Origin of the sequence: Burkholderia sp. AU38729 (genome assembly GCF_020419725.1) — a bacterium.
Taxonomy (GTDB): domain Bacteria; phylum Pseudomonadota; class Gammaproteobacteria; order Burkholderiales; family Burkholderiaceae; genus Burkholderia.
The window spans coordinates 1,037,829-1,059,024 of record NZ_JAIZQO010000001.1; the positions used below are offsets into that span (position 1 = coordinate 1,037,829).

At 67.1% G+C, this 21,196-nt stretch carries 23 protein-coding genes and 1 pseudogene; 16 read left to right on the forward strand and 8 right to left on the reverse strand.

Going from position 1 to position 21,196, the window contains the following annotated elements; translation table 11 throughout:
* Positions 1-36: 36 nt before the first annotated feature.
* The 3 genes from LGM56_RS04550 to infA all read left to right on the forward strand — a co-directional run bounded on the left by LGM56_RS04550 (position 37) and on the right by infA (position 2,343).
* Positions 37-1,116, forward strand: coding sequence for a Rieske 2Fe-2S domain-containing protein (locus LGM56_RS04550; protein WP_089496843.1), 1,080 nt, complete (start codon positions 37-39; stop codon positions 1,114-1,116).
* A gap of 290 nt (positions 1,117-1,406) precedes the next feature.
* Positions 1,407-1,610 (forward strand): cold-shock protein, encoded by a 204-nt coding sequence (locus LGM56_RS04555; RefSeq protein WP_006483056.1) that lies wholly within the window; start codon positions 1,407-1,409, stop codon positions 1,608-1,610.
* A gap of 469 nt (positions 1,611-2,079) precedes the next feature.
* Entirely contained in the window at positions 2,080-2,343 is a 264-nt protein-coding gene (gene infA / locus LGM56_RS04560) for a translation initiation factor IF-1 (RefSeq protein WP_011355053.1), read from the forward strand.
* A gap of 149 nt (positions 2,344-2,492) precedes the next feature.
* On the opposite strand, the gene LGM56_RS04565 is transcribed toward infA, so the two are convergent.
* Complete coding sequence (locus LGM56_RS04565) at positions 2,493-2,858, reverse strand: alpha/beta fold hydrolase (RefSeq protein WP_413226748.1); 366 nt, start codon at positions 2,856-2,858, stop codon at positions 2,493-2,495.
* 311 nt (positions 2,859-3,169) lie between these two features.
* Here LGM56_RS04565 and LGM56_RS04570 point away from each other — a divergent pair, with 311 nt between their 5' ends.
* Positions 3,170-4,417 (forward strand): alkaline phosphatase family protein, encoded by a 1,248-nt coding sequence (locus tag LGM56_RS04570; protein ID WP_226203089.1) that lies wholly within the window; start codon positions 3,170-3,172, stop codon positions 4,415-4,417.
* Positions 4,414-4,662, forward strand: coding sequence for a hypothetical protein (locus tag LGM56_RS04575; RefSeq protein ID WP_089496846.1), 249 nt, complete (start codon positions 4,414-4,416; stop codon positions 4,660-4,662). The genes LGM56_RS04570 and LGM56_RS04575 overlap by 4 nt, the downstream gene beginning before the upstream one ends.
* 108 nt (positions 4,663-4,770) lie before the next feature.
* Here LGM56_RS04575 and dmpG read toward each other — a convergent pair whose 3' ends face one another.
* The 6 genes from dmpG to LGM56_RS04605 form a co-directional block, all read right to left on the reverse strand.
* The gene (gene dmpG, locus LGM56_RS04580; protein ID WP_089442373.1) at positions 4,771-5,802 is read right to left on the reverse strand and encodes a 4-hydroxy-2-oxovalerate aldolase; all 1,032 of its coding nucleotides are present in this window, start codon (positions 5,800-5,802) and stop codon (positions 4,771-4,773) included.
* Between the two features lie 16 nt (positions 5,803-5,818).
* The gene (locus LGM56_RS04585) at positions 5,819-6,718 is read right to left on the reverse strand and encodes an acetaldehyde dehydrogenase (acetylating) (RefSeq protein WP_226203091.1); all 900 of its coding nucleotides are present in this window, start codon (positions 6,716-6,718) and stop codon (positions 5,819-5,821) included.
* Between the two features lie 12 nt (positions 6,719-6,730).
* Positions 6,731-7,513, reverse strand: a complete 783-nt coding sequence (gene dmpE, locus LGM56_RS04590) for a 2-oxopent-4-enoate hydratase (RefSeq protein WP_226203093.1) — start codon at positions 7,511-7,513, stop codon at positions 6,731-6,733.
* Positions 7,514-7,631: 118 nt separating this feature from the next.
* Positions 7,632-9,014 (reverse strand): DUF1329 domain-containing protein, encoded by a 1,383-nt coding sequence (locus LGM56_RS04595; RefSeq protein ID WP_226203096.1) that lies wholly within the window; start codon positions 9,012-9,014, stop codon positions 7,632-7,634.
* 40 nt (positions 9,015-9,054) lie between these two features.
* On the reverse strand, positions 9,055-10,620 hold the full coding sequence (locus LGM56_RS04600) for a DUF1302 domain-containing protein (protein WP_226203098.1): 1,566 nt from the start codon (positions 10,618-10,620) through the stop codon (positions 9,055-9,057).
* Positions 10,621-10,747: 127 nt separating this feature from the next.
* On the reverse strand, positions 10,748-11,527 hold the full coding sequence (locus LGM56_RS04605; protein ID WP_226203100.1) for an SDR family oxidoreductase: 780 nt from the start codon (positions 11,525-11,527) through the stop codon (positions 10,748-10,750).
* 137 nt (positions 11,528-11,664) lie between these two features.
* On the opposite strand from LGM56_RS04605, the gene LGM56_RS04610 reads away from it, so the two are divergent.
* The 10 genes and pseudogenes from LGM56_RS04610 (at position 11,665) to LGM56_RS04655 (ending at position 19,841) form a co-directional block, all read left to right on the forward strand.
* Positions 11,665-12,501, forward strand: coding sequence for an alpha/beta fold hydrolase (locus LGM56_RS04610; RefSeq protein WP_226203102.1), 837 nt, complete (start codon positions 11,665-11,667; stop codon positions 12,499-12,501).
* Between the two features lie 66 nt (positions 12,502-12,567).
* Positions 12,568-13,356 (forward strand): SDR family NAD(P)-dependent oxidoreductase, encoded by a 789-nt coding sequence (locus LGM56_RS04615; protein ID WP_089496852.1) that lies wholly within the window; start codon positions 12,568-12,570, stop codon positions 13,354-13,356.
* A 38-nt stretch (positions 13,357-13,394) separates the two neighbouring features.
* A complete protein-coding gene (locus LGM56_RS04620) occupies positions 13,395-14,144 on the forward strand; it encodes an electron transfer flavoprotein subunit beta/FixA family protein (protein ID WP_226203104.1) in 750 nt (249 codons plus the stop codon).
* A 16-nt stretch (positions 14,145-14,160) separates the two neighbouring features.
* Positions 14,161-15,105, forward strand: coding sequence for an electron transfer flavoprotein subunit alpha/FixB family protein (locus LGM56_RS04625; RefSeq protein WP_226203106.1), 945 nt, complete (start codon positions 14,161-14,163; stop codon positions 15,103-15,105).
* Between the two features lie 3 nt (positions 15,106-15,108).
* Complete coding sequence (locus LGM56_RS04630) at positions 15,109-15,636, forward strand: transferase hexapeptide repeat family protein (RefSeq protein ID WP_089496855.1); 528 nt, start codon at positions 15,109-15,111, stop codon at positions 15,634-15,636.
* A gap of 98 nt (positions 15,637-15,734) precedes the next feature.
* Entirely contained in the window at positions 15,735-15,983 is a 249-nt protein-coding gene (locus LGM56_RS04635) for a hypothetical protein (protein ID WP_089496856.1), read from the forward strand.
* Between the two features lie 267 nt (positions 15,984-16,250).
* On the forward strand, positions 16,251-16,550 hold the full coding sequence (locus LGM56_RS04640; RefSeq protein WP_069251671.1) for a hypothetical protein: 300 nt from the start codon (positions 16,251-16,253) through the stop codon (positions 16,548-16,550).
* Between the two features lie 190 nt (positions 16,551-16,740).
* Positions 16,741-17,379 (forward strand): annotated as a pseudogene (locus LGM56_RS04645) (DUF1326 domain-containing protein); the annotation flags it as partial.
* Positions 17,369-18,106 carry a DUF2182 domain-containing protein gene (locus LGM56_RS04650; RefSeq protein WP_226203253.1) on the forward strand — a complete coding sequence of 246 codons (738 nt, stop codon included), beginning with the start codon at positions 17,369-17,371 and terminating at the stop codon, positions 18,104-18,106. The pseudogene LGM56_RS04645 and the gene LGM56_RS04650, both read left to right, overlap by 11 nt.
* A gap of 325 nt (positions 18,107-18,431) precedes the next feature.
* Positions 18,432-19,841, forward strand: a complete 1,410-nt coding sequence (locus LGM56_RS04655) for a collagen-like triple helix repeat-containing protein (protein WP_226203108.1) — start codon at positions 18,432-18,434, stop codon at positions 19,839-19,841.
* A gap of 123 nt (positions 19,842-19,964) precedes the next feature.
* Here the strand turns inward: LGM56_RS04655 and LGM56_RS04660 are convergent, their stop codons facing one another.
* Entirely contained in the window at positions 19,965-20,426 is a 462-nt protein-coding gene (locus tag LGM56_RS04660) for an Lrp/AsnC family transcriptional regulator (protein ID WP_124577037.1), read from the reverse strand.
* Positions 20,427-20,542: 116 nt separating this feature from the next.
* Between LGM56_RS04660 and LGM56_RS04665 the strand changes: the two genes are divergently transcribed.
* On the forward strand, positions 20,543-21,175 hold the full coding sequence (locus LGM56_RS04665) for a LysE family translocator (protein WP_226203110.1): 633 nt from the start codon (positions 20,543-20,545) through the stop codon (positions 21,173-21,175).
* Positions 21,176-21,196 lie beyond the last annotated feature (21 nt).

Below are 21,196 nucleotides of genomic sequence, written 5' to 3' on the forward strand. Positions count from 1 at the left end.
GCCGCCGTGCGCTCTCCACAAGAGGAGTCAACCCACATGTCCGCACGCCCCTACAAGATCGAAGCCCAGCCGCTCGCGCAGCGCTATGCGCGCGGCTGGCACTGCCTCGGGCTCGCCCGCGATTTCAAGGACGGCAAGCCGCACACGCTGAACGCGTTCGGCCGCAAGCTCGCCGCGTTCGCCGATTCGACCGGCAAGGTCAACGTCGTCGACGCGTACTGCCCGCACATGGGCGCCGACCTGAGCCTCGGCACGGTGCAGGGCGACCATCTCGTGTGCCCGTTCCACGGCTGGGCGTGGAGCGGCGAAGGGCAGTGCGCATCGATCCCGTACTGCAAGCGGATCCCGCCGAAGGCGCGCATCGGCGCCTGGCCGACCTGCGAGGAAAACAACCTGCTGTTCGTGTGGAACGACCCGGAAGGCAACGCGCCGCCGCCGGAAGTCGCGATTCCGCGGCTCGACGTGTGCTTCTCCGACGAATGGTCGGACTGGGTCGTCGACACGATGGTGATCCAGGCCAACTGCCGCGAGCTGGTCGACAACATCTCGGACGTCGCGCACTTCGCGACCGTGCATCGCGCGCCGATCGACTATTTCGCGAACCTGTTCGAGGATCACAAGGCGACGCAACTGATGGTCGGCCGCAGCGAGAAGCTTGGCGGCGATGCGCTGACCGCGCTGTCGACGTATTTCGGGCCGGCCGTGCACATCACGCAGATGACGGGGCAGAGCGGCGGGCAGCCGATCCACTCGGTGCTGCTGAACTGCCACGTGCCGATCGACATGAACAGCTTCGAGCTGCGTTACGGCGTGATCGTGAAGAAGGTGGCCGGGCTGACCGACGCGCAGAACATGGAGATCGCGAACGCATACGTGAAGGAGGCGCAGCGCGCGTTCTACGAGGACGTCGACATCTGGCACAGCAAGACGCGGATCGACAACCCGCTGCTGTGCGAAGGCGACGGGCCGCTGTACCAGATGCGCGACTGGTATTCGCAGTTCTATCTGGACGTGGCGGACGTGCGGCCGACGAGCGTCGCGCGTAAGGCATTCGAAATGCGGATTCGCGAAGGCGCCGCGCCGCCGGCGCTGCATCACGTGTTCGAGCCGCAGTAAAAACCCGGCGGGCCGGCTGAAAAAGGGGGCGCATCGAAATGCGTCCCGTCGGCCCGCAACGCCCGCCGCATAAGGCGTAGACGGCGGGCATGCTTGTGCATCGCATCAAAAAGACTTGACGAAACGGCCGCTCGCGCGTAGTGTCCATGACCGAAGTGTTCAAGAAGTTCGATTGCTCATCATTGGCCGCACTCCGTGCGGCGGTCGTTGGTCTCTCCCTCTTTTGATTCTTTATGTGCCCGTCGCGGGCGCATGTTCAATTATTCGTCATTTGTATTAAGGAAGTATTTGTGGATACCGGTACCGTCAAGTGGTTCAACGAAACCAAGGGCTTTGGTTTCATTTCCCCGGACAACGGCGGCGACGATCTGTTCGCCCATTTCTCGGAAATTCGCGGCACGGGCTTCAAGACCCTGGCCGAAGGCCAGAAGGTCAGCTTCGAAGTGAAGCGCGGCCCGAAGGGTCTGCAAGCGTCGAACATCACGCCGCAGTAAGTCGCATCGGCAACGGCCGCCACGCGGTGGCCGCTGCCGGATGGATTGGCGCGCAGGGCGCCGCTTTGGCGGCAGCCGGCGCGTTTCCGATGCGCACGACCGATGCATCGCGACATCCGCGATGCATCGGTCGTGACGCCTCCTTCATCGCATGCGCGACCCGCGTGCGACGCAACGCCCTCGTGAAGCGCCCGCCGCTTCGCGAGCGCATCACCGCTTCAACGCATCAACCCGAGCAGACCGCCGCCATGCCGTTGCAGGCGCGGTCCCGACTTGCGCGGCGCGCCATGCGCCGCCGCCACCGACCGCCTGAACGCCGCAACGCGCCGGGCTCCGATCGCAAGACAGGCCCTGGGCCCGTCTGAACGAACCGATCCCCGGCAGCCTGCCGGCCGCCGTCCCGTTGTGGGGCACGGCGCCGGGCAGATCGCCGCGGCCGCGGTCAATTACCTTGTCTGGAGGAATTGGTTTGGCAAAAGAAGAACTGCTGGAACTGGACGGAATCGTCGACGAAGTGCTGCCTGACAGCAAATACCGTGTCACGCTGGAAAACGGCGTCGTGGTCGGCGCGTACGCGTCGGGCCGCATGCGCAAGAACCACATCCGCATTCTCGCGGGCGATCGCGTGACGCTGGAACTGTCGGTCTATGACCTCACCAAGGGTCGCATCAACTTCCGTCACAAGGACGCGAATTCGCCGCGTCCGCCGCGCACCGGCCAACCGCGCCGTTAAGCGGCAACGATCGGCGCGGGCATGCCGCACCGCCTCGCCGATCGAATCCCGTCCGGCCGACGAAGCCGGACGAACCGGGTGGACGACACATCGCGTGCCGTCCGCCGGTCGCCGCCGGCATCGTCAGGCCGCGGCGGCCAATACCGCCTTTACCGGCCGCCGCGCGTGCGCAACGCGCAGGCGGCCGCGTCCCGCAGGAAATCCTCGACGATCATCGCAAAATACGGCGGACATTCCTGCATCGGGTAATGCCCGCAATTCGGTGTCGTCACGAGCCGCGCGTTCGGATGCCGCGCGAGGAACGTCGCCTGCATCGCCGCTGCGTCGAGCCCCGGATCCTTGTCGCCGACGATCACCCGGAAGCGGGTGTCGAGCCCGCGGATGTCGTCGACGAAATCCGTGCCGGTCAGCATGTCGAGATACGGGAGCCGGCAAGCCGGCGCCACGCGCGCGCGGTTCTGCTGCAGCTTCACGTCGGCCCAGCGCGCCGACACTCCCCCCGTCGCGAATCGCACGAGCCGGCGAAACGCATCGTCATCGTCGGTCGTCTCGGCGATCGGCGCGTGATGCGACCTGCTCGTACGGTCGACGATGAAGTTGAAACGGTCGACGCCCTAGTCTTGGAGGGCCTCGTGCAACGGGCCGGCAAGCGGTCGAACGCGCACACCGCCACACGGTTCGCGTGCGGCTTTACGCGCGGGCCGGCGCGGTCGTACACTCGTCGGCAATTCGCGGCCCGCGCCGTGGCTTTCAATCCCTTCAGCAGCTTTCAGCGGGCCAACGACCGTGCCAGCAGGACTTTCGTCGCGCGACGCCAGGAGGCGCCATGAGTGCAGACGCAGCCCCCGCATCCCCGTCGGTTCAGGACCGCATCCAGCACGTGTTCGTGCTGATGCTCGAGAACCGTTCCTTCGATCACCTGTTCGCGCTGTCGGGCTACCCCGACAGCGTCGCCGCGTCGCCAGGCAACAGCAACGCGTATGGCGATGCGGTCTATCCGTTCGGCGGCGGCGCGCCCGACCGGATGCCGACCGATCCGTGCCACGAATTCACCGACGTGCTCGAGCAGCTGTGCGGCGCGGGCGTGCCGTTCGTGAAAGGGCAGCCGTATCCGCCGGTCGTCAACACCGGGTTCGTGTCGAATTACGCGACCTCGCATTCCGAAGGCACGCCGCCGCAGTCGGTCGACGCGGGCAAGATCATGCAGGGCGTCGATATCGCGACGCAGGCGCCGTCGCTGCACGCGCTCGCGAACGCGTTCGTGCTGTGCGACGCGTGGCATGCGTCGATGCCGGGGCCGACCTGGCCGAACCGCTTTTTCCTGCACGGCGCGTCGTCGGCCGGGCTCGACCATTCGCCGACCAAGGAAGAAATGGCCGGATGGGACGCGTTCGACGGCTTTCCGTATCCGAAGGGGTCGATCTTCGCCGCGCTCGGCGACGGCAACTGGCGCATCTACCAAGACCAGACCGGCGACCCGCTCGGCCACGTGCCGCAGGTCGCGTCGCTGAAGGGCATCAGCTTCTTCGACATCGACGACCTCGCGCATTTCGAGGCCGATCTTGCGGCCGGCTATACGGCGCGCTACACGTTCATCGAGCCCGGTTACGGCGACATCGTGCACGGCACTTACCAGAACGGCAGCTCGCAACACCCGATGGACGGCCTCGCCGGTGGCGACCAGCTCGCCGCGCGCGTGTACAACGCGATCCGCCAATCGCCGGTGTGGAACAGCAGCCTGCTCGTGATCTGCTACGACGAGCACGGCGGCTTCTACGATTCGGTCAGGCCGGGCGTCGCGCCGCCGCCGAACGACGGCGCGGCGGCGACGCTGAACGCGAGCGGCTTCGGGTTCGACGTGTACGGCGTGCGGGTGCCGGCGATCGTGATTTCGCCGTGGGTCGCGGCCGGGCAGGTCGACCATACGCCGTACGATCATGCGTCGGTTGCCGCGACGCTCGAGCGGCTGTTCGGCCTCGCGCCGCTGACGGATCGCGACCGCCTCGCGAATGACCTGCTGGCGCTCGTCTCCCCGACGTGCCGCACCGACTGCCCACAAAGGATCGGATCATGAGTACGACACCGGCCTTCGACCCGCGCGACGCGCTGCCCGTGCGCGACGGCACGAGCCTGATCGCGTTTCTGCACATCCTGAAGAAAGCGCATGCGGCGCTGGTCGGCCATGACAAGGCCCATCAGCGCTTCAGCGAGATCGTGACGCGCGGCCAGGCGCGGCAATACATCGAGGAACTGATGCCGTCGCTGTTGCAGGCGCGTGAAGCGCATCGGCGCAAGCGGCACGGTGGGAAGCATCGCTGAAGTCGACGGGCGATGCATGATCGAGGGACTCGATCCGCGCATCCGAAATGAAAACGGGGCTTGCGCCCCGTTTGCCGTTGCTTCCGGACAAATGCCGGCCGCGCAGGTTCAGGCCGCCACCTCCCGCGCCCGCACCATCGTCAGCGCCGCGTCCTCGATCATGTCCTCCTGCCCGCCGACGAGCCGCTGTCGCCCCAGCTCGACGAGGATGTCGCGCGCGGGAATCCCGTACTTCGCTTCCGCGCGCTTCGCGAACAGCAGGAACGACGAGTAGACGCCCGCGTAGCCGAGCGTCAGCGCATCGCGGTCGAGGCGGATCGGCGCATCCATGATCGGCACGACGAGATCCTCGGCGACGTCCGAGATCGCGAACACGTCGACGCCCGTCTCGATCCCCATCCGGTCGCACACCGCGACGAACACTTCCATCGGCGTGTTGCCCGCACCGGCGCCGAGGCCGGCCGCGGCCGCATCGATCCGGTTCGCGCCGGCGGCCACCGCCGCGACCGAGTTCGCGACGCCCATCGCGAGGTTGTGGTGGCCGTGGAAGCCGAGCTCCGTCTCCGGCTTCAGCGCGTCGCGCACCTGGCCGATGCGCGCGGTCACGTCGTCGGGCAGCATGTGGCCGGCCGAATCGGTAATGTAGATGCAGTTCGCGCCATACGACTCCATCAGCTTCGCCTGCACGACGAGCTGCGCCGGCGACGACATGTGCGCCATCATCAGAAAGCCGACCGTATCGAGCCCGAGCGTGCGCGCGAGGCCGATGTGCTGCTCCGACACGTCCGCCTCGGTACAGTGCGTCGCGACGCGGATCGTGCCGACGCCGAGTGCGTGCGCCATGCGCAGATGCTCGACAGTGCCGATACCCGGCAGCAGCAGTGCCGACACCTTCGCCTGCTTCAGCTCCGGAATCACGGCGCTGAGGTATGCCTCGTCGGTGTGCGCGGGGAACCCGTAGTTGACCGACGCGCCGCCGAGCCCGTCGCCGTGCGTGACCTCGATCAGCGGCACGCCGGCCGCGTCGAGCCCGCGCGCGATGTTGCGCATCTGGTCGAGCGTGATCTGGTGGCGCTTCGGGTGCATCCCGTCGCGCAGCGACATGTCGTGGACGGTGATCTTCTTGCCTGCAAGTGACATTGCGTGGCTCCTCAACTCAAGCGGTGGCGGCCGTCGCGGCCAGCATCTGTTCGGCGAAACGCTCGGCCGTGGCGGCCGCGGCGGCGGTCATGATGTCGAGGTTGCCCGCGTACTTCGGCAGGTAGTCGCCGAGCCCTTCAACTTCCATGAACACCGACACGCGATTGCCGTCGAACACGGGGCCGTTCTTCAGCGTGTAGCCGGGCACGTAGCGCTGCACTTCCTTGACCATCGCATGCACGGACGCGGTGATCGCATCGACGTCGGGCGGGCCGTCGGTCAGGCAATGGATCGTGTCGCGCATGATCAGCGGCGGCTCGGCCGGGTTGATCACGATGATCGCCTTGCCCTTGCGTGCGCCGCCGACCTGTTCGATCGCACCGGACGTCGTGCGCGTGAATTCGTCGATGTTCTTGCGCGTGCCGGGGCCGACCGAGCGCGACGACACGGTCGCGACGATCTCGCCGTACGCGACCGGCTGCACGCGCGATACCGCGTACACCATCGGGATCGTCGCCTGGCCGCCGCACGTGACCATGTTCACGTTCGCCTGCGCGCTGTCGAGATGCGCGTCGAGGTTCACCGGCGGCACGCAGTACGGCCCGATCGCGGCGGGCGTCAGGTCGATCATCTTCACGCCGAGCGCGGCGAGCTTGTCGGAGTTGTCGCGGTGCACGTACGCCGAGGTCGCGTCGAACGCGATGCGGATGTCGTCGGCGGCCGCGTGCGGCAGCAGCCCGTCGACGCCCTTGTCGGTGGTCTTGAGGCCGAACTCGCGCGCCCGCGCGAGGCCGTCGGACGCCGGATCGACGCCGACCATCCACACGGGTTCGAGCACCGGCGAGCGGCGCAGCTTGTAGAGCAGGTCGGTGCCGATGTTGCCGGGCCCGATCAGTGCGCATTTGATTTTCTTCATCAGAGGGTTCCTTTAGATAAAGCGGACGTCGCAACTGCCGATGCCGGAGATGCGCATCGACAGCGCATCGCCGGCCGTGACCGGAATCAGTTTCGCGAGCGAGCCCGACAGCACGATCTCGCCGGCGAGCAGCGGCACGCCGTACGCGGCGAGCGTGTTCGCGAGCCACGCGACCGCGTCGGCGGGGTGGCCGAGCGCCGCGTCGCCGCGACCTTGCGCGACTTGCTCGCCGTTCTTGTCGATCGTCATCTCGCACGCGGCAAGATCGAGCGTGCGCGGATCGACGCGTGCATCGCCGAGCACGTACACGCCGCACGATGCGTTGTCGGCGACGGTGTCCTCGATGCGGATCGCCCAGTCGCGGATGCGCGAATCGACGATCTCGAAGCAGGGCGCGACGGCGGCCGTCGCGGCGATCACGTCGGTGCGGTCGATGCCGGGGCCGCGCAGGTCGCGCGCGAGGATGAACGCGATCTCGCCCTCGGCGCGCGGCGCGATCAGCGAATCGGCTGCGATCGCTTCGCCGGCCGCGTAGTGCATGCCGGACAGCAGGATGCCGAAATCGGGCTGGCGCACGTTCAGCATGTCCTGCACGGCCTGGCTCGTCACGCCGATCTTCTTGCCGACCACGGCCTCGCCGTGTTCGATGCGGCGTTCGATGAAGCGCTGCTGGATGCGGTACGCGTCGTCGAGCGACAGGCGGCGCGGGCGGCTCGATAGCGGCGCGACCGGCGCACGCGCGTGCCACGCGGCGTACAGCTCGTCGCCGAGCGTCGTATGCAGGCGGGAAGACATGAAAGGGCCCTCGAATCTCGAATGAATCGAATGGAACAGGCCGCCGTCGCGGGCGGCGCCGGGCGCCGGAGCGAGGCTCCGGCGCATGGGTCGCGGGCGCGCCGCGTCGGCGGGTTGCTTAGTTACCCGAACTGCGGATCGCGTCCGGCGAGAAGTACGCCTCGTTGAACTGCGGGCTGTTGTCGAGCTTCGGCATCGGGCCTTCGTTCGTCAGGCGGTCGGCCATGTACGCGCCGGAGATCAGGTCGTGAAAGAACACGACGCCCGGGTAGAACACCTTCGCGTCATACGCGTACAGCGTCGTCGCGACGTTGGTGCGCCACAGCTGGCCGCGCGCGTCGTAGTTGTCGGCGAGCAGCGTCATCCACGAATCCTCGTCGATGTACAGCACGCGCTTCGCGTACTGGTGACGGTAATTGCTCTTCAGCGTGGCCTGCAGCACCCACACGCGATGCAGCTCGTAGCGGATATACGACGGGTTCTCGTGGCCCTTGGTCAGCAGGTCCGCGTACTTCACCGAGCTGTCCATCGCCTTGTAGTTGTCGTACGGCACGTAGATCTCGCGCTTGCCGACGATCTTCCAGTCGTAGCGGTCGCCGGGGCCGTTGTACAGGCGGTCGTCGTCGACGGTGCGGAAGCCGCCCGGGCCCTGCGGCTGGTCATAGCCGTATTCCGGCGCCTGGCGCACGCGCCGCGTGCCGGGGTTGTACATCCACGTGCGCGACGAGTTGTCCGCGCCGGCCTTGTCCCAGTTCGTGAAGCCGACGATCAGCGAGCCGCGGTCGGACAGCGGCAGCTCCGTCGCGTTGCGGTAGTACGTGCGGTTGTTCAGGTCGCTCTTCACGTCGTACTTGCCGGCGTTGCGCGGCGAGTAGATGTCGTAGCGCACCTTGCCCCATGCGATGTTGCCGTCCGAGTACACGACCGCCTGGTCGTAGGTCGCCTGCTCGGCGCCGATCGCCGACGAGAAGCGCTGGTTCCACAGCAGCTCGGCGGCCGTTTTCGGGATCGGGTAGGGCACCGTCGGCGGCGCGTTCGTGAGGCCGTTCGCGTCGGAGGTCATCGTCGAATCCGGCGCGTACGTGCGGATGTCCTTGTACACGGCATCCGCGTAACGGAAGTCGCGATGGCTCGGATAGACGATGATCTTGAACGTGGCCGGGTAGCGCTTGAACATCGCCTTCTGGCCGTCGGTCAGGTGCTCGGCGTACTGCGGCATGTTCTCCGCGGTGATCGTCGCGACCGGCTTCTCGCTCGCGAACGGATCGGGGTAGCGGCTGCCGCGCTTGTACTGCACGTCAGGCGGCGTGCCGAGCCACTTGCCCGACCACTCGGGCACGCCGCTGTCCTTGCTCGCGGCGCGCACCGCGCCCATCGGCGTCAGCGGGCCGTCGAGCGCCTTCAGGTCGTCCGGCGTGACCTTCGGGTACGACGCCGTCGCGACGACCGCGCACGCGGCCATCACCGACGCGCGCAGGAGGGGGAGATGAATGCGTTTCATATCTATCCTCATAGTGCTGAATGACGAGCGGCCGGGCCGCTCAGAAGTGGTAGGTCGCCGTGGCCAGCACGTAGTCGCGATCCGCGAGCGGGCGCGTGACCGGGTTCGGCGAGCCGAGGAACTTCGCGTAGACGAGCGACAGCTGCAGGTTGCTCAGGCGCGTGAAGGTCACGCCGGCCGTCACGCGATGGTCGCCCTGGCCCGTCAGCGAGCCGAGCGCGCCCGCGAGCGGCGACGTGCCCGTCAGGTCGTGCGTATAGGTCAGCGGCACGTCGAGATCCCAGCCGTTGAACACGTTCTTGTAGCTGAGCGTCCACGCGATCTCCATCGCGAGCGCATTGCGCGAATTCGCGAGCGTGGTCGAGCCGTCGAGCTCGGAGATGCTGCCGGCATGCACGTACGTGAGTTCGCCGATCAGCGACTGCGAATTCGCGAGGAAGCTCGGCCCGATCGAGTAGATGCCGGACAGGTTGGTCTGCAGCACGTTCGCGCGGGTCGACTGCGGGCCGGTCGGCGTGTTGACGAGCACGGCCGCGCCCTGGCGGTACGACACTTCGCCGGCGACGTTCACCGGGCCGACCTGCGTCGAGAAGCTCGCGCCGGTCAGCTTGATGTTGCTGAAATACTTCTGCTGGTACTGGAGCGTCGGGAAGTAGGTCGTGACGACACTCGGGTTCATGTCGTTGTAGTGCAGGTGGTACAGGCCGAGCTCGGTGTCGCCGAGGACGCGGAAGCGCGCGCCGATCCCCCACTGGTTGCGCGCGCTCGGCTTGTCGTCGGGGCCGCGCGGAATGATCATCCCGCCCGGGCCGATGATGAACTGCGCGCCGGGGCCCGTGACGTCCGAATAGCTCCAGTACGTGCCGGGCGCGGTCAGCCGGTTCTGCTGATACGAGAACTGGTAGTAGCCGAGCAGGCTGAAGTTCGGCGTGATCTGCCACTGCGTCGAGATCTGCGGCACCGGCAGCAGGATGTCCTTCACTTCGGCGCCGGCCATGTACGACTTGGTCGCGTCGGACGGCCCTTGTGCGCCCGCGATGTTCGGGAAGAACAGGCTTTCGCCCCACGCGACGACCTGGTCGCCGACCTTCACGTTCAGGCTCGTCGAGCCGATCCTGAACGTGTTGTACGCGTATGCGGCGAGCAGCGTCGTGTGGCCGCCCGACCAGTAGCGCGCGTCGCTCGTGAAGTTGTTGTACTGGCCCGACTGGTTCACGGTACCAGGCGCGTCGTTGTAGTTCGGGCGGCGATACGCCTGGTCGTAGAACGTGTCGGCGCGCACGAACACACCCCAGTCGTCGTGCTTCAGGTTCACTTCGCCGAGCAGGCTGACCTGGTTCTCGATCAGCTTGTTCTTCGCGAAGTTGCGGTCGCCGTCGTCGCCGTTGATGTTCGCCGGCGTGAGGAGATTGCCGCTCGGTGCGCGGGTGCGCATGCCGAGGCCGTAACTGAGCGTGAACGTGTAGTCCAGCGTCGTGTCGGCGCCCAGCTCGATCGTGCTGCCTGCATGTGCGCCGGGAGCGGCACACGCGAGCAGCGCGGCGGCCAGCGTCGACAGCGTGGCGGTTGCCCGCTTGTCGGTACGGCGCGAAATCCGTTGATGCATGGTGTCTCCTCTTGGGGTATCGACGACGGTCGACTGTGTGTGTTGTCGTGAGAGGCAGAGTAGGGAGATCGCGGTAGCAGGGAATCGTCAAAATGAACTAGATGACTTCCCTAGGACTGGCAACGATTCAGCGCGCGGCGGCCTGCGCGGCGGAGAGGAACGCGGGCCGTTCGCCGCCGCCGTCGAGCCGCAGGTTGGCGCCTGACGTATACGACGCTTCGGGCGACGCGAGGAACAGGCACGCGGCGGCGACGTCGTCGGGTGTCGCGAGCCGGCCGGCGGGAATCGTCGCGCGAATGGCGTCGAGCGCATCGTCGTCGCCGTAGTGGCCTTCGGTGGCCGATTCCGTCTGCACGAGGCTCGGGCTGATCGCGCCCACGCGCACGCGCGGCGCCCACTCGACCGCGAGCGACGTGACCGCGTTGACGAGGCCCGCTTTCGCGGCGCCGTACGCGGCCGTGCCGGGCGACGGCCGCGACGCGCTGACGCTCGCGATGAACAGCATCACGCCGCCTTCGGGCTGCGGCTGCATGATTGCGTTCACGCGCTGCGCGAGCTGCAGCGGCGCGATCAGGTTCAGCCGCACGATCGATTCGGTGAAGCGCGGCGATGCATCGGCCGCGAGCGCGAACGGCGAGCCGCCCGCATTGTTGACGAGCACGTCGAGGCGGCCGGCCGCGACGCGTATCGTCGCGAGCATCGCGTCGACCTGTTCGATGTCGCGCAGGTCGGCCGCGACGAACGTCGCCGTGCGGCCGCCGGCCGACGGCGGTGTGTCGGGCGCGCTGCGTCCGCAGACGAACACGCGTGCGCCCGCCGCGAGAAACCGATCGGCGATGCGCCGCCCGATGCCCTTGGTGCCGCCCGTCACGAGCACCGTCTTGCCGCTGTAGTCGAATCCGTTCATCGTTGCCTCCGTTTCGGTGGGCCGATGATAGGAAGAAGCGCGCGCGGCTTCGTAGTCTGAAAGGATGATGCCGGCCGGCGCCGGCGGCGCAATCATCGTGGCAGACAGCCATCGAACGACGAAGGAGACAACCCGCGATGACGATCCCCACGACGCCGCCGGCCGGCAGCTTCACCGACGTGCCGGGCGGCCTGCGCCTGCACCACTACGAGGCGGGCGAAGGCCGGCCGGTGGTGTTCATCCACGGCAGCGGCCCGGGCGCCAGCGGTTTCAGCAACTTCAAGCACAACGTGCCCGCGTTCGCGGCGGCCGGCTATCGCGCGATCGTCGTCGACCTGCCCGGTTACGGGCAGTCGTCGAAGCCGTCCGACGTCGCCTATACGCTCGATTTCTTCGTCGGCGCGCTGCATGCGCAGCTGACCGCGCTCGGCATCGGGCCGGCCGTGCTGCTCGGCAACTCGCTCGGCGGCGCGATCGCGCTGAAGTACGCGCTCGACCATCCGGACGGAGTCGACGGGCTGATCATGATGGCGCCGGGCGGCGTCGAGGATCGCGACACCTATTTCCGGATGGAGGGCATCCAGCGGATGGTGAAGCTGTTCACCAACCGCCAGATGAATGACGACACGATGCGCGAATTGTTGACGCTGCTCGTGCACGATCCGGCGATCGTCACCGACGCGCTCGTCGCCGAGCGGATGAAGGTGTGCGTCGAACAGCCGACCGAAGTGCTGTCGACGATGAGCGTGCCGAACCTGACCGACGCGCTCGGCGATCTGCGTACGCCGGTACTCGGTTTCTGGGGCACGGACGATCGCTTCAATCCGGTCGGCGGCGCGCTGAAGTTTCTCGAACGCTGCCGCGACGCGCGCTTCGTGCTGATGAACCGGTGCGGCCACTGGGTGATGGTGGAACACGCCGACTATTTCAATCGGGAATGCCTCGATTTCCTTGCGACGCGGAATACGCGATAACGCCGGATGCCCTTGAGGGCCGGCCTCGATGCAGGCGGCCTGCCTGAACAAAACCCTGGAGACGACATGAAGCTCATCGAAGACCTGTTCGACCTGCGCGGCAAGGTGGCCGCGATCACTGGCGGCGCGCGCGGCATCGGCGCGGAGACCGCGCGCACGCTGGCGGCCGCCGGCGCGAGCGTCGCGATTCTCGACGTGCTGTCGCAACCGGCGGAAGCGCTGGTCGAGGAAATCCGCGCGCAGGGCGGCCAGGCGGCGTTCTGGTCGCTCGACGTCACGCACGAGGCCGATGTGGCGCGCGTGTTCGGCGAAATCGTCGCGCGCTTCGGGCGCCTCGACGTGCTCGTGAACAACGCGGGCATCGAAGGCCACAACGTGCCGACGCACGAGCTCACGCTCGCGCAATGGCAGCGTGTGCAGGACGTCAACGTGAACGGCGTGTTCCTGTGTACGCGTGCGGCGATTCCGCATATCGACGCCGCTGGCGGCGGCTCGATCGTGAACCTGTCGTCGATGTACGGGATCGTCGGCGGGCCCGACGTGCCCGCGTATCACGCGTCGAAGGCGGCGGTGCGGATGATGGCGAAGGTCGACGCGATGCTGTACGCGGCGAAGAACATCCGTGCGAACTCGGTGCATCCCGGCTACATCCGCACGCCGATGCTCGAGGACGCGTTCCGCCAGATGGGGCAGGACCCCGATCGCGCCTTCGAGTACATGCAGACCCACGTGCCGATGGCGAAGATCGGCAGCCCGCGCGACATCGCGGCCGGCATCCTGTATCTCGTGTCGCCGGCGGGCCGTTACGTGACAGGCGCGGAGCTCGTGATCGACGGCGGCTTTACCGCGCGCTGACGCGGCGCGACGTACGCAACGGAACAGGAGACAGGCAGTTGAAAGCGCTCGTGGCAGTAAAACGCGTGGTCGACGCGAACGTGAAGGTCGGCGTGAAATCCGACCGGACGGGCGTCGACATCGCGAACGTGAAGATGTCGATGAACCCGTTCGACGAGATCGCGGTGGAAGAGGCCGTGCGATTGAAGGAGGCCGGCGTCGTGACCGAAGTGGTGGCCGTGTCGGTCGGCGTCGCGCAAGCGCAGGAAACGCTGCGCACGGCGCTCGCGATCGGCGCGGATCGCGCGATCCTCGTCGAATCGAATGAAGGCGTCGAGCCGCTCGGTGTCGCGAAGGTGCTGAAGGCGCTGGTCGACAAGGAGCGGCCGCAACTGGTGATCCTCGGCAAGCAGGCGATCGACGACGATTCGAACCAGACCGGGCAGATGCTCGCCGCGCTGGCGGGTTTGCCGCAGGCGACGTTTGCCTCGAAGGTCGTGGTGGCCGACGGCCGTGCGACGGTCGCACGCGAAGTCGACGGCGGAGCGGAAACGCTGTCGCTTCAACTGCCCGCCGTCATCACCACGGATCTGCGCCTGAACGAGCCGCGCTACGTGACGCTGCCGAACATCATGAAGGCGAAGAAGAAGCCGCTCGAAATCGTGAAGCCCGACGATCTCGGCGTGGATGTGACGCCGCGCCTGAGGGTGCTCGAGGTGAACGAGCCGCCGAAGCGCGCAGCCGGCGTGAAGGTGCCGGACGTGCAGACGCTGGTCGCGAAGCTGAAGACCGAAGCCAAGGTGCTGTAACAGGGAGCGGAAAGAAATGACGATTCTGGTGATTGCGGAACACGACAACACGTCGATCAAGGCCGCGACGTTGAATGCCGTCGCTGCCGCACACGCGCTCAATGTGGTGGGCGGCGGCGACGTTCATGTGCTCGTTGCTGGACACAATGCGCAAGCGGCAGCCGATGCAGCGGCGAAGCTCGCCGGTGTGTCGAAGGTGCTGCTGGCCGATGCGCCGCAGCTGGCCGACGGTCTGGCCGAGAACGTCGAAGCGACGGTGATGACCGTCGCGAACGACTACTCGCACATCGTTGCGCCGGCAACGGCCTACGGCAAGAACATCGCGCCGCGCATTGCCGCGAAGCTGGACGTCGCGCAGATTTCCGAGATCACGGCGGTGGTATCGGCCGATACGTTCGAGCGCCCGATCTACGCAGGCAACGCGATCGCGACGGTGCAGTCGGGCGATCCGGTCAAGGTGATCACGGTGCGCGCGACCGCGTTTGATCCGGCGGCAACGGAAGGCGGCAACGCCACGGTCGAGAAGATCGAAGCAGTGGCCGATGCAGGCAAGTCGCAGTTCGTGAGCCGTGAAGTGACGAAGCTGGACCGTCCGGAGCTCACCAGCGCCAACATCATCGTGTCGGGCGGCCGCGGTCTGGGCAGCGGCGAGAACTACACGAAGGTGCTGGAGCCGCTGGCGGACAAGCTTCAAGCCGCACTGGGCGCCTCGCGCGCGGCAGTCGACGCAGGCTACGTGCCGAACGACTACCAGGTCGGCCAGACCGGCAAGATCGTCGCGCCGCAGCTGTACATCGCGGTCGGCATCTCGGGTGCGATTCAGCATCTGGCCGGCATGAAGGATTCGAAGGTGATCGTCGCGATCAACAAGGACCCGGAAGCGCCGATCTTCAGCGTGGCCGACTACGGTGTGGTCGGCGACCTGTTCACGCTCGTGCCGGAAGCGGCCGCGGCGCTCTGACCGATGCCGCTGTTCGAATTCAACGGGATGCGGCCACGCATCGATCCGTCCGCGTATGTCGATCCGAGCGCGGTCGTGATCGGCGACGTGACGATCGGCGCGCGCTGCTACGTCGGCCCGCATGCGAGCCTGCGCGGCGACTTCGGCGCGATCGTCGTCGAAGGCGGCAGCAACGTGCAGGACGGCTGCGTGCTGCACGTCGGGATCGGCGAGACGTGCCGGCTCGGCATCAACAGCCACGTCGGCCACGGCGCGATCGTGCATGGCGCGACGCTCGAACCCGACACGATGATCGGGATGAACGCGGTCGTGATGGACGGCGCGACGATTGGTGCGACGACGATCGTCGCCGCGTGCGCGTTCGTGAAGGCCGGCTACGACGTGCCGCGCGGCGTGCTGCTCGCGGGCGTGCCGGGGCGCGTCGTGCGGCGGCTGAGCGACGCGGAGATCGACGCGAAGGCGAACGGTACGCGCATCTATCAGCAACTGGCGGCGGACTGCCTGAGGACGATCAGGCGGATCGACGGGTGAGCAGCGGGCATCCGGGCGACCCAGGGTGTGACGGATTGCCGGGCAGGTTGCCGTTGCCGTAAGATCGGCACAGACTTTCCCACCGGCATTCGCGTCACATGAAAAAGCACGTCCGTTTGCGGCTCACGATCATTGCGTCGGCCTTCGCCGTCTACAGCGTTTATATGCACATCCAGCAGTTCATCAATGGCTGCGTGTGGGTCAGGGGCCATCAGCGCTGCAGTTTCGAAAACAGCACGAACTTCGAAGGCTGGATGGATCTCGACCTGATGATCGCGTGCTGCTGGGTCGCCGCGGCGCTGGTGGGCTGGATCTCCGTCATGCAGGCCGCGAAGAAGCCGGGTTGAAGGCGGGCGCTTCCGTTACGCGAAACCGGTCGCTGTCAATCCGTGACAACGATCATTCATGCGGCATCGCCGCAATCGTCAGCGTCGCCTCGGATCTCCGCGCCGCAGGCGCAACCGCCCGACAGGATCGGGTTCCGCTCCGTCGACGCGCTGGTCGGCTCGGACGCGGGTACGAGCGTTGCCATCCATCGGCCGCCGTTGTGCTTTTTTCCTGCCGTGCCCGGATAATGGTCCGGCGTCGCGCACGCCGCGCGAGGGGAGGCTCCCATGCAATTTCCGACGGGATCGGTGGTCGCGCTCAGTTCGGCCGCCGCGACGATGTTCTCGATGGGCATGCTGTTTCTCGGCTACTGGGGCTGGCACGAGCCGCTGCCGTGGCGGTTCGGCGACTACGTCGTGATCCTGCCGGCGCTGGCCGGGTTCGCGTGCCTCGTCAGCGTGCCGTTTCTCGCCACGTCGCCGATGAAGGCCCCCGACGACGAATCGAGGATGTTCGTCGCGCGGCGCGTGTTTCTGTGCGGCGCGAGTGCGTTGTGGTGTGCGATCGTCGCGTCGCTGGTCGTGTGAGCTTCGTGCAGGATTCGCATGCGCCGACGTCCGCCGGTGCGGTCTTGCACGGGCGTGTCGAAGCGTCTTCCACGCGCGCTTGACCGGCGGTTTTGATGCGTCGATTCAGGCCGCCACGACGGCTTTGATTTCCCCTGTGCCGTGCACTAGATTCGAAACATTCCTGTGTAGCCGAGCGCGAGGTGGAGCCATGACGCCGTGGGAGATTCAGGGCACCGAATTGATGAATTGCAATTGCTCATACGGTTGCCCGTGCCAGTTCAATGCGCTGCCGACCCATGGGAATTGCGCGGCGATGGGGGCGATTTCGATCGATAGCGGCCACTACGGCGACGTGGTGCTCGACGGCGTCAGGATCGCGGTCGTGTTCGAGTGGCCGGGGGCCGTCCACGAGGGGCGGGGCCGGTGCCAGCCGATCGTCGACGAGCGCGCCGGCCCGGCCCAGCGCGAGGCGGTGCTGAAGATCATGACTGGTCAGGATACCGATCCGTTCGCGACGATGTTCTCCGTCTACGCTTCGACGCTCGAGCAGGCGTTCGATCCGATCTTCGCGAAGATCGATTTCGACGTCGATGTCGATGCGCGGCGTGGCCGGATTCACGTCGACGGCGTGTTCGACCTCGCGGGCGAACCCATCCTCAATCCGGTGTCGGGCGCCGAACATCGCGCGCGAATCGACCTGCCGCACGGCTTCGAATACGAGCTGGCCGAAATCGGCTCGGGCACGTCGCGCTCGCAAGGCCACATTCCGCTGACCCTCGACGGCAGCTATGCGCAGTTCGCGCGGCTGCACCTGAACAACCACGGGGTGGTCAGGCATCGCGTCGCTCGTCGGTCTGTGCTGGTTCTATCTTTTGACGGGCGCGGGAACCGGCATGTCGGCGCTGGACATGACCGCCGTTGCGCTCTTTCCGCATCGCCTGAAGGGCGCCATGGGCAGCATGGATCCGTCGCTGCCCACCGTGATCGTGATGTGGTGGGTGATGATGATCGCGATGATGACGCCCAGTGCGGCACCGCTCGTGATGCTGTATCGGCGGGTGCTGCGGCAGCGCGGCGTGGACGGGGCGGGTTCGGCGTTCACGTCGATGTCGCTGCTGGCCGGCTACCTGGCCGCATGGCTCGCGTTCTCGATCGGCGCGGCGCTGCTTCAGGCGATGCTGCAGCCGGCCGGGCTGATCTCCGCGATGATGCTGTGGTCGAAGAGCGCCGTCCTTTCCGCGATCGTGCTGGCGCTCGCCGGGCTCTATCAATTCTCGTCGCTGAAACGCGCGTGCCTTCGGCAATGCCGGGCGCCGGCCGGGTTCCTGGTCGCGCACTGGCGTCCGGGCGTCACCGGCGGTTTCCTGCTTGGCGCGCGGCACGGCATGGTTTGCATCGGCTGCTGCTGGTTGCTGATGGCGCTGCTGTTCGTCGGCGGCGTGATGAACGTCGTGTGGATCGCCGCGCTGTCGCTCTTCGTGTTCGCGGAGAAGATCCTGCCCGGCGGCGAACGTGTCGGGCGCGCGCTGGGCGTCGTGCTGATTGCGTGGGCCGGTGCGACGTTGATCGTGTGACGGGCCGTCATGGGCAAGCGGGTGCGGACGTGTGGTATCGCCGTGTACGGGTGACGGCCGGCCGCGGCCGGTCCTGCATCGAGCGATGCCGGCACTTTCACCGCGGGATGCTACGTAACGCGGGGCCTGCGTTACGCACGCGTTACCCGGAACGCAAGGCTCGATCTCGCTGATGAAGGCGAGCCCGGATGCGAGGCGTCGGGCCCCGGACGGCCGTTGGAACAGGGCAGTCCGGCGTGTGTGTGAAGTCGTCGTTGATGCCGATCGCAATGGCACGATAGGTGCTTGTCTGGATGATCGAGCTGAAAAGCGAACGGGGGCTTCCATGCAAAATCATTTCATCAAGGCGAACGTTGCGCTCGCCGCCATTGCCGCGGCTTGTGCGCTGGCTGCGTGCGGCGGCAGCGATGTTACGGCGCCGAAGCCGGGTGGTAACACCATCGGGACGAGTACGAGTGGGACGAGCGGCACAAGCGGAACCAGCGGTACGAGCGGTACGAGCGGTACGAGCGGAACCAGCGGCACGAGCGGCACCAGCGGGACGAGCGGAACCAACGGTACGAGTGGAACCAGCGGTACGAGTGGAACCAGCGGGACGAGCGGAACCAGCGGTACGAGCGGTACGAGCGGTACGAGCGGAACCAGCGGGACGAGCGGAACCAGCGGAACCAGCGGGACGAGCGGCACGAGCGGTACGAGCGGTACGAGCGGCACGAGTGGGACGAGTGGAACCAGCGGCACGAGTGGAACCAGCGGCACGAGTGGAACCAGCGGCACGAGCGGAACCAGCGGCACGAGTGGAACCAGTGGCACGAGCGGAACCAGCGGAATCGGTGGCACAAGCGGCACAAGCGGCACCCCGGGCACGAACGGCATCATCAGCGCCGTCGGCGCGGTCGTCATCGACGCAGGCGCCACGATTTCCGGCGAGAGCCCGCCGGGACCGACCAAGGGCGTGACCACCGGCCTTGGCAACACGGTCGCGGGCGCAGGCACGATCATCCGCGACACGTCGAACGCCGTGAGCAACGGCATCGGTCAGATCGGCTTCACGGCGAACCCGGTCGGCACGACGGTCGCCGGGCTGGGCTCCATCGTCGGCTCGACCAGCAACCCGGTCACCGGCCTCAGCGACACGGTGAAGGCGCTCGGCACCGGCCCGCTGTCGCCGTTGGCGCCGCTCACGACGCCGGTCGGCGGCCTGCTCGACACCGTCGCCGGCGGCCTCAAGACGGGCGGCACGATGCTCGGCGCGGCCCTGTCGTCGGGCCCGGTTCAGCAGACGACGCAGGCGATCAGCACGGCGATCACGCCGCTCGTCACGACCGTCGGCCAGGTCACGCAGCAGGTCGGCACGGCGACCGGCCTCGGGCAGCCCGTCGCGGGCCTGCTCGGACAGATCGGCGGCGCGATCACGTCGGCGGGATGGAAGGTGACGTCCACGTCGCCCCAGCCGCTGGTCGGCGGCGTCGGCGACCTCGTGCGCGCGGTCGGCAACACCGTGACCAATGCGGGCGGCCTCGTGAACCCGGGCGGCGCGAACGGCGCGGTGCCCGTCGCGGGCCTCGTGACGAGCGTGGTCGGCGGTAATACGGCGATCGTCCACAACGGTTCCACGACGGGCACGGGCGGCACCGGCGGCGGCTCACCGTTGGGTGGTCTTTCCAACCCGCTCGCACCCGTTACGGGGCTGGTGGGCGGCCTGCTGGGCGGCCTGGGGGGGCTGGGCAAGTAGCCGATCGATTGAGATCGTTACGGCGGTAACCGGCCAACCGACCAATCGGCCTCCGGTTACCGCCAACCAGAATGGCTTGATGATCCCCTGCGGGAAGCGGATCGGACGGGGCCTCCAGATGTGTCAATCGCGAACGACGTCGCGCTGCGACGGCGGCCGCGCCAACCCGCGTGCGGGCAGCGGCGTCGACATCACGATCGACGTGCGCGTTTCGCCGTACAGGTTGATCCGTTCGATCAGTTGTTCGAGATGGGTCATGCTGATCGCGGCGAGCCGCATCATGTACGAGTCCGCGCCCGTCACGTGATGGCATTCGACGACTTCGGGAATGGTCTCCAGCAACCGGAGGAATTTTGCTTTTGCCGGTTGCGGCACCGTGATGCCGATCAGTGCGCTGACCGGATAGCCGGCCGCGGCAGGATTGATCCGGGCCGTGTAGCCCTCGACGATACCGGCCGCTTCGAGGCGCTTCACGCGCTCCGTCACCGCCGGCACCGACAGGTGCACCTGGCGCGCCAGCTCCGTGTAGCTGATGCGGCCGTTGGCCTGCAACAGCGTCACTACCTTCCAGTCCAGATCGTCCATCGCGGCGGAAATTTTTAAGGCGGAGCGGCCATTTTTCCTTAAAAACCGCATTCAGCGATGACGGGACTTTCCCTACGATGCCTGTTCAACACGTTACATGTCGCAGGGAGCAGGCGATGCTGTTCATCAAGTCAGTCGTGATGGGGCTATCGATCGCGGTGCCGGTCGGGCCGATCGGCATGCTGTGCGTCCAGCGCAGCCTGAGCCGCGGTTTTCAGGCGGGATTCGCGACGGGCGTCGGCGCCGCGTGCGCCGATGCGATCTACGGCCTGCTCGGCGCGCTCGGCATCGCGGGTATCGTCACGGCGCTCCCGGTGCTGACCGTCGGCCTGAAAATCGGCGGCGGCGCGTTTCTCGTGTGGCTGGCGTGGACCATCGCGCGCCAGGCGCCGGCCGCGTCGACGGCGCAGCGCGACCTGCCGCGCACGACCGTCCTGCGCGATTTCGTGACGACGTTCGGCCTGACGCTGTCGAACCCGATGACGATCCTGTCGTTCGTCGGGATTTTCGCGGCGCTCGGCCCGCTGTCGGGCGCGCGGGAAGGGGCGATGTGGCCGGCCGTGGCGTTGATGGTCGCCGGCGTGTTCATCGGTTCCGCGACGTGGTGGCTGTGCCTGAGCGGCACGACCGCCGCGCTGCGCACGAAGATGTCGTTCGCGTTCATGCACGGGCTGTCGCGCGTGTCGGCCGCGGTGATCGCGGTATTCGGCGTGATTCAGGTGGTCGCGGGCGTGCGCGGGGTCATTTAGGCCGATGCGTCGCGTGCATCG